Origin of the sequence: Micromonospora coerulea (assembly GCF_016598485.1) — a bacterium.
GTDB classification, from domain to species: Bacteria; Actinomycetota; Actinomycetes; order Mycobacteriales; family Micromonosporaceae; genus Micromonospora; species Micromonospora coerulea.
Window position 1 is genome coordinate 109,030 of sequence record NZ_JAEMUW010000020.1, and the last position, 12,903, is coordinate 121,932.

The following is a 12,903-nucleotide window of genomic DNA, read 5'->3' on the forward strand; positions in this document are numbered from 1 at the left end:
CCTTTTGCGGACAATGTCCCTCGTCCGGGTCACTCCGCCGGGCAACCGGCGGCCGGACCGCGCAGCCGCACCCGGCGTACCGCCCGGTCGGCCACCTCGACCACCTCGACGCTCAGCCCGGGCAGCTGCACCCGCTCCCCCGGTCCGGTAGGCACCTGGCCCAGCCGGGCCAGGACCAGGCCGGCGATCGTGGTGTACTCCCGCGACAGCGGGAAGCCCAGCCGCACTCCGACGTCCGGCAGGTCGTGCAGCGGGAAGTCGCCGGCCAGGAGCAGGGCGCCGTCCGGCTCCCGGACCACACCACGCACGTCCCGGTCGGTCTCGTCGTACAGCTCGCCGACCACCTCCTCCAGCAGGTCCTCCATGGTCACCAGGCCGTCGATCCCGCCGTGCTCGTCGACCACCAGGGCGATCTGCTCGTGGCGCTGACGGAACTGACGCATCGCGTCGGCGACCGGCAGCGTCCCGGGCAGCAGCAACGGCGCACGGGCCCGGTCGCCGGCGGTCGCGTCACCGGCGTCGACCAGGTCCCGGATGTGCACCACGCCGCACACGTCGTCCAGGCCGCCCGGCCCGACCACCGGGGCCCGGGACCGGCCGGTCACCGCAAGCCGCCGCATCGCCTCGGAGGCCGGCGCCGACGCCGGCACGACCGTCACGTCCCGGCGCGAGACCAGGATCTCCCGCAGCGTCCGACCGGCGATGTCGAACGCCCCGGAGAGGATCTCCCGCTGCTGCGCGGACAGGCCCCGCTGGCTGACCAGCATCTCGCGCAACTCCTCCTCGGTCACCTCCCCGCGGCTGGCCCGCGGGTTCCCACCGACGAGCCGGACCACCAGGTCGGTGCTGCGGCTGAGCAGCCACACCGCCGGCCGGGACAGCCGGGAGAGCAGGTCCAACGGGGCGGCGCTGAGCAGCGCCCAGCGTTCCGCCCACTGCATCGCCAGCCGCTTCGGCGCCAGCTCGCCCACGACGAGCGTGACGAAGGTCAGCACCACCGTCACCAGCAGCACCGCGACCGGGCGGGCGGCCCGGCCGAGGAAGGCCAGCGGCCCGAACAGCGGCTCGGCCAGCGACACCGCGGCAGCCGCCGAGGCGAGGAAGCCGGCCAGGGTGATGCCGAGCTGGATGGTGGCCAGGTAGCGGTTCGGCTCCCGGGCCAGGCGGGCGAGCCGGACGCCGCTGCGCCCCGAACGCCTCAACCGCCGCAGCTGCCCCTCGCGGAGCGTGACCAGGGCCATCTCGCTACCGGACAGCGCGGCGTTGATGAGCACGAGGACGATCACCAGGGCCAACTGGCCGGTCATCCGCACCCCCTCCCGCCGCCTGCCCCCACTCAACCGCAGCGCTGCCCCGCCGGAGCCCGGTCAGTCGTTTTCCAGGTCGTCCAGGCTGATCGCGTGGGTCATCAACCAGCGCGCCAGCGCGGCCATCCCGAACAGCCACAGCGGCGCCGACTCGGTGGTGCCGTTCGTGGCGAAGATGGCGAAGCGCAGGTCCGGGGCCCGGTACGCCTCGATCCGCCACCGGTGCTGCCGGTCCCGCCAGACCGCGGAAGGGTCCATGGCGTCACCGTAGGCGACCACGCCGGCCGGGCGAGTCGGCTTCGCACCGCCGGTCAGCCCGGCGGGCCGACCACCTCACGGGCGTCGTCGGGCAGCCGACGGGTCGCGCCCCGCCGGTCCAGCAGCTCCAGCAGCGGCACCGCCACCCGCCGGGTGGTGTCCAGCGCCTGCCGCGCGGCGCTGAGGGTGAACGGCTGCGGCAGCCGGGCGAGCACCCGCACCGCGTCGTCGAGCGCCCCGGGCAGCAGCACCACGTTGTCGGCCAGCTTGAGCAGGGCGCCGGCCCGCACGGCGGCGCCGATCTCCCGGGGGCCCAGCCCCAGGTCGGCGAGGCGGTGCGTCTCGGGGGCCTGGAAGGGACGGTCGCCGTACTCGGCCCGGACCCGGTCGACGGCGCGGGCCACCGGCGCCGGCAGCGCGTCGACCGCCGCGGCGGTCACCCGACCGGCGCGCAGCCGCAGCGGCGGCCGGAGCAGCGCCTCCACCAGGGCCCGGTCCGGCAGTGCGAGGCGCCGGCGCAGCACCTCCACCGGCGCGCCCGCCTCCAACGGGTGCTCCCGGGCGTACCGGGCGACCTCCTCGGTGAGCCGGACGCCGAGGAGCCGCCAGTGCTCCGGATCGGCCAGCCAGTCCCCGGCGACCGGCGCAACGGTCACCGGCACGCCCATCCGGGTCAGCTCGCCGGCCCGTGCCAGGGACCGGCGACGCAGCTCGCCGGCCAGGTCGGGCCGGCCGTCCAGCTCGGCCAGGACGGCCGCCCGGGCGGCGGCGGCACCCCGCCGGCGCAGCGGCGGCGGCGCGACGTCCAGCACCGTCACCCCGCCGGCCACGTGGTGCCGGCCCGGGTCACGCAGCAGCGCCCGGTCGCCGATCAGCAGCGGCAACGGGCGGGCCAGGCGCAGCCGCACCGTGTCGGGACCGAGCGGCCGCACCCGGGCGGGCACCCCGGCCGAGCCGACGTGCAGCGTGAGGGTGGCCGGCAGGTCGGCGGCCGGATCGCCGGCGAGCCGCACGTCGAGCAGGTCGGTCAGCCGGAAGCGGCCGGGGCTGAGCAGGGCGGCACCACGGCCGATCCGGTCCCGGGACACCCCGCGCAGGTTCACCGCCACCCGGGCCAGCGCGTCCACCCGCTCCCGCGCGGCGCCGAGGGCGTGCAGGCCGCGGACCCGGACCGGTGCGCCGGTGTCGGCGAGTTCGAGCTGGTCGCCGACGGCCAGCCGGCCGTCGCCGAGGGTGCCGGTGACCACCGTGCCGCTGCCCCGGATCGTGAAGGACCGGTCCACCCAGAGCCGGACCGGGGCGTCCCGCGCCGGGTCGGGCAGCCGGGCCACCAGCCGGTCCAGGGCCGCCCGCAGCTCGGGCAGGCCGGCGCCGGTTGCGCCGCTGACCGCGACGGCCTCGACCGAGCCGAGGGAGGTGGCGGCGAGCTCCGCGCGGGCCTGGGCCAGCGCGGGCCCCGGATCGGCGAGGTCCGCACGGGTGACCACCAGCAGGCCGTACGACACCCCGAGCGCGTCCAGGGCGGCGAGGTGTTCGGCGGACTGCGGCATCCAACCCTCGTCGGCGGCGACGACCACAATCGCGGCGGGCACCGGACCGACCCCGGCGAGCATGTTCGACACGAAGCGCTCGTGCCCGGGTACGTCGACGAAGGCGATGGTGCCGCCGGAGGGCAGGGTGGTCCAGGCGAAGCCGAGGTCGATGGTCATGCCCCGGCGGCGTTCCTCGGCCCACCGGTCGGGCTCCATTCCGGTGAGCGCCCGCACCAGGGTGGACTTGCCGTGGTCGACGTGCCCGGCGGTGGCGACGACCCACACGGCTACCCGCCCGCCCGCAGGATCGCCGCCCGCAGCACCGGATCCGCTTCGGCCGGCACGCAGCGCAGGTCGAGCAGGAGCCGGCCGTGCAGCACCCGGCCGAGCACCGGCGGCTCGCCGGTGCGCAGTGGCTCGGCGTACCGCTCGGGCAGGCTCAGCGCCCACGAGTCCAGCTCGACGCCGGGGGCGCCGCCGCCGCCCACCACGGACGCGCAGGGCACCACCTCGGCCTTGCGGCCGTCGCCGCCGAGGGCGTCCCGCAGCCGCTCGGCGCGGTCGCGCAGCGCGGCCGGGTCGGCGTGCAGGGCCACCCGGGTGGGGGTGGTCGGCCCGTGCAGGGTGGCGGCCAGCGCGGCGAGGGTGAGCTTGTCGACCCGCAGCGCGCGGGCCAGGGGGTGCCGACGCAACCGCCCGACCAGGTCGGCGTCGCCGAGCAGCAGGCCGGCCTGCGGCCCGCCCAGCAGCTTGTCGCCGCTGGCGGTGACCAGGGCGGCGCCGTCGCGCAGGGTGCTGGCGGCGTCCGGCTCGGCGGGCAGCAGCGGGTCGGGCGCCAGCAGCCCGGAACCGATGTCGGCGACCACCGGCACCCCGAGGGTGGCCAACTCGCGCACCGGCACGGCCGAGGTGAAGCCGGTGACCCGGAAGTTCGACGGGTGCACCTTGAGTACGAAGCCGGTGCGCGGGCCGATCACCGCGGCGTAGTCGGCGAGGGTGGTGCGGTTGGTGGTGCCCACCTCGCGCAGCCGGGCGCCGGTGCTCTCCAGCAGGTCGGGCAGGCGGAACCCGTCGCCGATCTCGACCAGTTCCCCCCGGCTGACCACGATCTCGGCGCCGGCGGCGAGCGCGGTGGCGGCCAGCACCAGCGCGGCGGCCCCGTTGTTGACGACGTGCACGGCCGCCGCGTCCGGCACCGCGGCGGCGAGCGCGTCGAGGGCGTCCCGGCCGCGCCGGGCCCGCCGGCCGGTCCGCAGGTCCAGTTCCACGTCGGTGTGCCCGGCGGCGGCGACCATCGCCTCGACCGCGGCGGCCGACAGCGGCGCCCGCCCGAGGTTGGTGTGCAGCACGACGCCGGTGGCGTTCAGCACCGCGCGGGGCGCGGGCGCCGGCAGCTGGGCCAGCGCGGCGTCGCGTACCCGCTCGGGGGTGATCTCGCCGCGGCGGGCGCGCTGCTGCGCGCGGACGATCGCGGCCTTGACCCGGTCGCGGCCGAGCGAGCCGACGGCGGCGGCCAGCCCGGGGTCGGCGAGCAGCGCGTCGGTACGCGGCACGCGCCGCCGCGGGTCGGCCGTGCCGTCACGCATCGGGTCATCTCCCAGGCTGCTTGGCGGAGACGGACGGGAATCGAACCCGCCTGGCCCGGGTTCCGGACCACACCGGTTTTGAAGACCGGGAGGGGCACCAGCCGCCTGAACGCCTCCGCCCAGCAGTCAACCACATATGATCTCCATCCGCCGGGCGAAGGGAGTGACCGCGCCGGCCCGGCTCAGGGCCCGCTGTCTGGAAGGGCGGCCGCGGCTTGCCCGGGCTGGTCGGCAGGCGGTGATCGGCGGCGGACGGGTCGCGTGACGGAAGCGACGATCACTCGGTGAACAGCTTCGCGGCGGTGATGACGGTCTGTACCACGCCGTAGCCGAGCAGCACGGTGACCAGCGCCCACGATATCCAGAGCCGGGCCTGCTGCGGGGCCACGGCCTTGGCCGCGGGCCGGCTCTCCGGCCGCAGGGCGACGGGGTCGGTCCGTTCGGCGGGCGCTACGGGAACCGCTCCGCCAGTGTCCGGTTCGTGGAAACGTTCCGGGACGGGGCGGACCAGCAGGTTGGCGATGAATCCGACAGCCAGCACGGCGACCATGGTGAACAGCGCCGGCCGGTACGCCGAAGCGGTGAACGTACCCGGCTTGCCCTGGGCGTCGAGGACGCCGTTGACGATCAGCGGCCCGGCCACGCCGGCGGCGGACCAGGCGGTGAGCAGCCGGCCGTGAATGGCGCCCACCTGGTGAGTGCCGAACAGGTCGCGCAGGTAGGCGGGGATGGTGGCGAAGCCGCCACCGTAGAAGGAGATGATGATGCCGGCCAGCAGCACGAACACCACCGTGACGGTGTGTCCGACCAGCGCGAGCAGGGTGTAGAGCACCATGCCGAGGCCGAGGTAGGCCACGTAGATCGGCTTGCGGCCGATGATGTCGGACGTCGACGACCACACGAACCGCCCGGCCAGGTTGAACAGCGACAACACGCCCACGAAACCCGACGCCGCCGCGATCGAGACGGCCGACACGCCGTTGTCGCGGAAGAAGTCCTGGATCATCGGGGCGGCCTGCTCCAGGATGCCGATGCCGGCGGTCACGTTGGTGAACAGCACGATCCAGAGCAGCCAGAACGAGCGCGTGCGGATCGCGTTCGCCGCGGACACGCTCGCCGTGGTGACCAGTGGCTTGGCCCGGATCGAGGCGGGATCGAACCCGGCCGGGCGCCAGCCGGGTGGGGGAACCCGCACGTTCAGCACGCCGAGCATCATGATCAGGAAGTAGCCGACGCCGAGTGTGAGAAAAAGCCGTACCAGCGCGCTGCCCGAAGCCACCGCACCGGCGTTGGTGGGGTGGAAGCCAGGATCATAGAGCGAAAGCAGCTGACGGGAGACCGGGCTGGCAAGCATCGCGCCGCCGCCGAAGCCCATGATGGCCATGCCGGTCGCGAGGCCGGGCCGATCCGGGAACCACTTGATCAGGGTGGAGACCGGCGAGATGTAGCCGAGGCCGAGTCCGATGCCGCCGATCACCCCGTAGCCGAGGTAAAGCAGCCAGAGCTGCTTGGTGGCGATGCCGAGCGCCCCGACCAGGAAACCCGCTGCCCAGAAACACGCGGAGGTGAACATCGTCTTGCGGGGTCCGCTGCGCTCCGCCCACGTGCCGCCGACCGCCGCGGAAAGCCCCAACATGACGATGGCGATGCTGAAGATGACTCCGATAGCCGTCTGGCTGGCCCCGAAATACGCGATGAGGGAGTTCTTGTAGACGCTGGTCGCGTAGACCTGCCCGATGCACAGATGCACCGCCAGCGCCGCCGGCGGAATAAGCCAGCGACTGTATCCGGGAGGGGCGACGGTATGGCGGGGGTCGAGCACCGACAACATGGGTATGTTCCCCCTCCTGCGAATCATTGGGTATCCGCAGTGCGACAGCTGTGGGCACGTGTCCCACTGAAATGTGCGGCGGCCTACCCGAACCGGGTCGGATCAAACCCGGGCGCGGCCGGAGCGAGCCGGTGCAGGCCAGCCGACGATGAGGCGAGCCCACCTCCACACGCGGGCGATATCCGTGTTGGAACAGACCCTCGGCGACCAGGTGAGACCCCGCCGGGCCCCGCGTCGGTTGTCAGTCCCCCGGCGACCCGCGGTTGTTGTGGCCATGAGCTGAACCCCCGTGTCGGCTCATGGGCCTGGCGCCTGATGCGTGTCTAACCCGGATTCGGGCCGGCACCCGGCCCGCTGTCGTCTGGTGTCTGCCCGTCGCGCTGCCGTGCGCGCTCCCGCTGCGGCACCACGGTGTACTTCGGATCCTTCGCGGAGGCGACTCCGCCGTGGAAGATGCCGAACCGGGTGCAGACGGCGGCGGCGAGCAGCGCCCCGCCGGAGAGCGCGGAGAGCGCCCGGCTGCGCCGGCCGACCAGCGCGCCAGCCACCCCGGCGGCGGTCAGCGCCCGCCCGGCGCGCAGCAACCGGCCGGCGGTGCCGACCGCGTACGGCTCGCTGAGCAGGCCGAGCCGGTTCTCCACCCGGTGCGAACCCCACAGCTCCAGGGCCGCGCCGGCCACCGCGAGCCGCCGCGCCGGGCCGGCCTGCGCCGGCGGCGCGGCGATCAGTCCGACGCCGGCGCCGCTGGCCAGCGCGCTGCCCGCGAAGATGGTCGGCAGCTCGGGGTACGCCTCGTGCCAGGACGGCACGGCCGTGTCGGCGAGCAGGACCCCGGTGTACGTGGCCAGCGCGGGCGCGGTCGTCGCGGCGAGCAGCCCGGCGGTCTGTCCGACCGGTGGCAGCAGCCGCCGGGCGAGCCCGAGCACACCGCGTTCCGGCAGCCAGGGCGCGGCTTCGGCGACCGCGGCGAGGCCGGCGGCCGGACCGAAGGCGGTGAGGATCCAGGTGCCCACCGACATCGGCGAGGTCAGCTTCGCCACCCGCAACATGTGGTGGAAGCGGCTCGGCTTGCCGAGGTCGTTGACGAGGAAGTACGCGCTGGCGCTGACCGCGGCCAGGGCGGCGACTCGGCCGGCCCGGCGCAACGCCGGCCGCCCGGTGAGCTGCCCCCCCGCGGCCAGCATGGACGACCCGGCGGCCAGACCCCCGGTGAAGAGGTACGCGGCGATGTCCCACTTCCACACCGGCGCCTTGAGGATGGGCCGGCCGTAGTAGGAGGTGAACTCGGCGGGTGGGACGTTGAGCTGCTCCCCGCCGCCGTCCTTGCGGCCTCGCCGGCGCGGCCGGTCGACCGGCTCGACGTCGCCGGGCGGGTGCGGCGCGCCGTAGCCCGCCCGCTGGCCCGGTCCGCCGAAGCGCTCGGGGCCCTCGGCCGTGAGCCGCTCGCGGAAGCGGCGGAACCTGGCGCCCACCGGGGCGCGGTCCGGACTCACGATGAACCTCCGACGAACGCGGCGACGGCCGCCGCCACCATGGCCAGCGCGGCCAGGCCGGCCCGCTTGTACATCTTCGGCAGGTCCCGGGTGGTGACCACCGGGTCCGGCGGCAGTCCGTAGACCTCCGGCTCGTCGAGGAGCAGGAAGAACGCGCCGTCCCCGCCGACGCCGTCGGTCGGGTCGTGGCCGTAGAGCCGGGCCTCCGGCACGCCCCGCTCGCGCAGCGTGGCGACCCGCTGGGCGGCCCGCTCGCGCAGCTCGTCGAGCGGCCCGTACTGGATCGACTCGGTCGGGCAGGCCTGCGCGCAGGCCGGGGTCATGCCGGCGCCGAGCCGGTCGTAGCAGAGCGTGCACTTCCACGCCCGGCCGTCGCCCTTGCGCTGGTCGATGACGCCGTACGGGCAGGCGGAAATGCAGTAGCCGCAGCCGTTGCAGATGTCCTCCTGCACCACCACCGTGCCGAACTCGGTGCGGAACAGCGATCCGGTCGGGCAGACGTCCAGGCAGGCGGCATGAGTGCAGTGCTTGCAGACGTCCGACATCATCAGCCAGCGGAAGTCGGTGCGCGACTCGGCGCCGCTGCCCCGGCCGGGCGGCTGGGCGCCGGGCATGCCGAGGAACTCCGGCCCGGCGGCCATCCGGGCGGCGGCCGGCGGCTGCCCCGGTGGCACCCCCGGATCGGTGCCGCTGTCGTTGCCCACGCCGGCGGCGACCGCCGCGCTGGCCGGGCTCACCGCCGCCCCGGTCGGGTTGCCCTCGAACGGCGGGGTGCGGTGCCCCGCCGGGCGGGGCTGCTCGATGAACGCCACGTGCCGCCACGAGTTGGCGGTCAGCGCGCCGGTGTTGTCGTACGACATGCCGAGCAGGTCGAAGCCGGACGCCGGGACGGCGTTCCACTCCTTGCAGGCCACCTCGCACGCCTTGCAGCCGATGCAGACGCTGGTGTCGGTGAAGAAGCCCATCCGGGGTTCGGCGTCGACCCAGCCGGCGTCGGGCGCCGGGTCCAGCGGGCCGTAGAGGCTGTTCGCGTCAGGCATCCCCGTCTCCGTCCTGCGCCGCCGCCTCGGGGGACTGCTCGTCGGTGCTGCCGGCCGCGTCCTCCCCGCCGAGCACGTTGGTGGTGACGATCGGCACCTTCCGGTCCGGCGTCATGCCGGCCCGCCGCTGGTAGTCACCGACCAGGTCGAGCAGGGCCGGGCCGGTGGGTCGCCGGCCGGGCCGGATGTCACAGGTGCCGACCTTGCTCTCCTGGATCAGCACGTTCGGGTCCAGGGTGATGCCGAACAGGTCGTTGGCCGAGTCGCCGGTGACCAGGCCTTCGAAACCGAAGTGGTACGGCAGCCAGAGCTGGTGGATCACCCGGCCGTCCACCCGCAGCGGGGTGAGCCGGTCGGTCACCAACACCTTGGCCTCGATCACCGCGCGGCCGCTGATCAGGTGCGCCCAGCCGAGGTGCTCCAGCCCCACCTCGGCGGCCAGCTCCGGGGACACCTCCACGAACATCTCCGGCTGCAGCTCGGCGAGCGGCCGTACCGTGCGGCTCATCGCGCCCGCGGTGTGGTGCTCGGTGAGCCGGCTGACCGTGAAGACGTATGGGAAGACACCGCTGTGCTCCTCCGGCGGGCTGGGGTTCATCCGGTTCACCGGGTGGTCGTACACCTTGCGGGTGGGGTTGGCCTGCTGGCCGTACATCGGGTTGCGCATCGGCGACTCGGCCGGCTCGTAGTGCGTCGGCAACGGCCCGTCGAGCACCCCGCGCGGCGCGTAAAGCCAGGCCTTGCCGTCGCCCTGCATCACGAACGGGTCGTCCCCGGCGAGCGCCTCCGACCCCGAGGCGTCGTCCGCCGGCCGGTACGTCGGCGGCTTGGTCTTCTCGAAGTCCGGCACGTCGTAGCCGGTCCACTCGCCCTTCTCCGCGTCCCACCAGACGTACTTCTTCCGCTCGCTCCACGGCCGGCCCTGCGGGTCGGCGGAGGCGCGGTTGTAGAGGGTGCGCCGGTTGGCCGGCCAGGCCCAGCCCCATTCGGGGGCGACCCAGCTCTGCTCGTGCCCCGGCTTGCGGCGCGCGGCCTGGTTGACCCCGTCGGCGTAGACGCCGCTGTAGATCCAACAGCCGATCGCCGTCGAGCCGTCGTCCTTGGCCTCGGCGAAGCCGCCGAGCGGGCGCCCGGTGGCCACCTCGTACCCGTTGATCTCCTTGAGCACCGCCTCGGCGCTCGGCTCGGCGTACTCGCCGTGGGTCGGGTAGTCCCAGGCGAGGTCGAGCAGCGCCCGGTCCCGCGGCTTGGTGGAGGCGGCCAGCTTCTCCCGCAACACGCGGCCGAGGTGGTAGAAGAACCACAGCTCGGAACGGCAGTCACCCGGCGGGTCGAGGGCTTTCTCCCGCCACTGCAGCAGCCGCTGGGTCTGGGTGAAGGTGCCCTCCTTCTCCACGTGCGAGGCGGCGGGCAGGAAGAACACCTCGGTGCGGCACTCCTCCGGCACGATCTCGCCGGTGGCGATCTCCGGGCTGTTCTTCCAGAACGTGGCACTCTCGATCATGAACAGGTCGCGGACGACCAGCCAGTCGAGGTTGGCCATGCCCAGGCGCTGGGCCTTGCCGTGCGCCGAGCCGACCGCCGGGTTCTGGCCGAGCAGGAAGTAGCCCTTCACGTGGCCGTCGATCATGTTCAGTACCTGCTGATACGTCCCGTGGTCGCCGGTCATCCGGGGCAGGTAGCCATAGCAGAAGTCGTTCTCGGGCGTGGCCGCGTCACCCCAGTACGCCTTGAGCAGGCTGGCCGCGAAGGCCCGCGAGTTGCCCCAGAAGCCCTTCTGGCCGGGGTGGCGGATGCTGTCCACCCACCTGGCGAAGGTCGGGTGTTCGGCGTGGTGCGGCATCGGCAGGTAGCCGGGCAGCAGGTTGAACAGCGTCGGGATGTCGGTGGAGCCCTGGATGCTGGCGTGCCCGCGCAGCGCCAGGATGCCACCGCCCGGCCGCCCGATGTTGCCCAGCAGGGTCTGGATGATCGCGCCGGTGCGGATGTACTGCACGCCGACGCTGTGCTGGGTCCAGCCCACCGAGTAGACGAGCACCCCGGTCCGCTCCCGGCCGGAGTTCTCCGTCCAGGCCCGGGCGAGTTCCAGGAACTTCTCCTGGGGGATGCCGCAGACCCGCTCGACCATCTCCGGGGTGTAGCGGGCGAAGTGCCGCTTGAGGATCTGGTAGACGCAGCGGGGGTGCCGCAGGGTCTCGTCCCGATGTGTCTCCGCCGCCACCGGTGCGCCGTGCGACTCGTGCTCCAGCCCGGCCGCGCTCTCCCGCTCCTTGCCCGTTCCCGTGGCCCGGGTGTGATTCCCGTGCCCCTCGTACTGCCAGCTGGTCTGGTCGTACGAGCCGGTCTCGGGGTTGTAGCCGGAGAAGAGCCCGTCGAGGTCCTCGGTGTCGGCGAACCGCTCGCTGACGATGGTGGCCGCGTTGGTGTACGCCAGCACGTACTCCCGGAAGTCCAGCTCGTTGTCCAGGATGTACCGCACCACGCCGCCGAGCAGCGCGATGTCGGTGCCCGCCCGGATCGGCAGGTACGTGTCGGCGAGCGCGCTGGTCCGGGTGAACCGCGGGTCGACGTGGAAGACCTTGGCGCCGCGCTTCTTGGCCTCCATCACCCACTGGAAGCCCACCGGGTGGGCCTCGGCCATGTTGGAGCCCTGGATGACGATGACGTCAGCGTTGACCAGGTCCTGCTGGAAGTCCGTCGCGCCGCCGCGACCGAAGCTGGTCCCCAGACCGGGGACGGTGGCGGAGTGTCAAATGCGGGCCTGGTTCTCGATCTGGAGTGCCCCCATCGCCGTGAACAGCTTCTTGATGAGGTAGTTCTCCTCGTTGTCCAGCGTCGCCCCGCCGAGGCTGGAGATGCCCAGCGTCCGGTTCAGCGGCCGGCCGGCGTCGTCGACGTCCTCCCAGGTCTCGTCGCGGGCGGCGAGGAGCCGGTCGGCGATCATGTCGAGGGCGACGTCGAGCTCCAGGTCCTCCCACTCGGTGCCGTACGGCCGGCGGTAGCGCACCTTAGTCTGGCGCAATGGGCTGGTCACCAGCGACTTGCTGGCCGCGCCCTTCGGGCAGAGCCGACCGCGGGAGATCGGGCTGTCCGGGTCGCCCTCGATCTGGGTGACCTGGCCGTCCTTCACGAAGACCCGCTGCCCGCAGCCCACCGCGCAGTACGGGCAGACCGAGCGGGCCATGCTGTCGGCGGTCTCGGTGCGAGCGGTCAGGCCGGCCGAGCGGGCGGACTGCGCCGCGGCGCCCCGGCCGAGCGGGTCGGTGCCGGTGAGCTGCCGGTAGACCGGCCAGCTCTCGATGAAGGTCTTGAGACCCAACCGGAACACCCCCTCCCGCTGGCGGAAAGCTGACCCTCTGAACATAGGGCAGCCGACGGGGGCGTGCGACCCCGGCGGCGGACTGGCCCGGTTCGGGCACCGCCCGGGGCCGGTTCGGGCACCGCCCGGGCTCGGGTCGGCACGGCGGGCGGACCGCCAGGTCGAGCCGGCGAGGGATCGTTGCGCATAAAGAATTCCGCCCCCGGCAGGAGCCGGGGGCGGAAAGGGTGTCGGTGTGCAGGTCGCCTCTCGGCGAGTGGCACGACGCGGCTCCAGCCGAACGGTATTCCGCGAAGGCAATTTAGGTGAGGCCCGGGGACACTGGACACACCGACACCTCACTCAACCTACTCCGCCCCCCGGTTGTTCCGCGCTGTCGGTGACTGCCGCCACTGTCCGCCTCATACCCGGCGGCCAGCGCCGCCGTATCTCGGCGTGCCGTACGCCGCTGGCCGGCACCCCTGTCTCGGGGTGCCGGCCAACGGCAGCGTGTTGCTTATTGCTTATGTGGGTCAGTTGTTCCAGTGCTGGGCGACC

Annotated in this window: 8 protein-coding genes and 1 tRNA gene; all 9 read right to left on the minus strand. The window is 73.7% G+C overall.

Going from position 1 to position 12,903, the window contains the following annotated elements; translation table 11 throughout:
• Positions 1 to 29: 29 nt before the first annotated feature.
• The 9 genes from I8N68_RS24155 to fdh all read right to left on the minus strand — a co-directional run bounded on the left by I8N68_RS24155 (position 30) and on the right by fdh (position 12,366).
• Positions 30 to 1,307 (minus strand): hemolysin family protein, encoded by a 1,278-nt coding sequence (locus I8N68_RS24155; RefSeq protein ID WP_200214456.1) that lies wholly within the window; start codon positions 1,305 to 1,307, stop codon positions 30 to 32.
• Between the two features lie 60 nt (positions 1,308 to 1,367).
• On the minus strand, positions 1,368 to 1,565 hold the full coding sequence (locus I8N68_RS24160; protein WP_200214458.1) for a hypothetical protein: 198 nt from the start codon (positions 1,563 to 1,565) through the stop codon (positions 1,368 to 1,370).
• A gap of 53 nt (positions 1,566 to 1,618) precedes the next feature.
• Positions 1,619 to 3,382 carry a selenocysteine-specific translation elongation factor gene (gene selB, locus I8N68_RS24165; RefSeq protein WP_200214460.1) on the minus strand — a complete coding sequence of 588 codons (1,764 nt, stop codon included), beginning with the start codon at positions 3,380 to 3,382 and terminating at the stop codon, positions 1,619 to 1,621.
• A gap of 2 nt (positions 3,383 to 3,384) precedes the next feature.
• A complete protein-coding gene (gene selA / locus I8N68_RS24170) occupies positions 3,385 to 4,683 on the minus strand; it encodes an L-seryl-tRNA(Sec) selenium transferase (RefSeq protein WP_200214463.1) in 1,299 nt (432 codons plus the stop codon).
• Positions 4,684 to 4,704: 21 nt separating this feature from the next.
• Positions 4,705 to 4,800, minus strand: a tRNA-Sec gene (locus tag I8N68_RS24175).
• A gap of 160 nt (positions 4,801 to 4,960) precedes the next feature.
• Positions 4,961 to 6,514, minus strand: coding sequence for an OFA family MFS transporter (locus I8N68_RS24180; RefSeq protein WP_200214466.1), 1,554 nt, complete (start codon positions 6,512 to 6,514; stop codon positions 4,961 to 4,963).
• A gap of 323 nt (positions 6,515 to 6,837) precedes the next feature.
• Positions 6,838 to 8,007, minus strand: coding sequence for an NrfD/PsrC family molybdoenzyme membrane anchor subunit (nrfD, locus tag I8N68_RS24185; RefSeq protein ID WP_200214469.1), 1,170 nt, complete (start codon positions 8,005 to 8,007; stop codon positions 6,838 to 6,840).
• Positions 8,004 to 9,047 (minus strand): 4Fe-4S dicluster domain-containing protein, encoded by a 1,044-nt coding sequence (locus tag I8N68_RS24190; protein WP_200214471.1) that lies wholly within the window; start codon positions 9,045 to 9,047, stop codon positions 8,004 to 8,006. The genes nrfD and I8N68_RS24190 overlap by 4 nt, the downstream gene beginning before the upstream one ends.
• Complete coding sequence (gene fdh / locus I8N68_RS24195; RefSeq protein WP_200214473.1) at positions 9,040 to 12,366, minus strand: formate dehydrogenase; 3,327 nt, start codon at positions 12,364 to 12,366, stop codon at positions 9,040 to 9,042. The genes I8N68_RS24190 and fdh overlap by 8 nt, the downstream gene beginning before the upstream one ends.
• Positions 12,367 to 12,903: the final 537 nt, after the last annotated feature.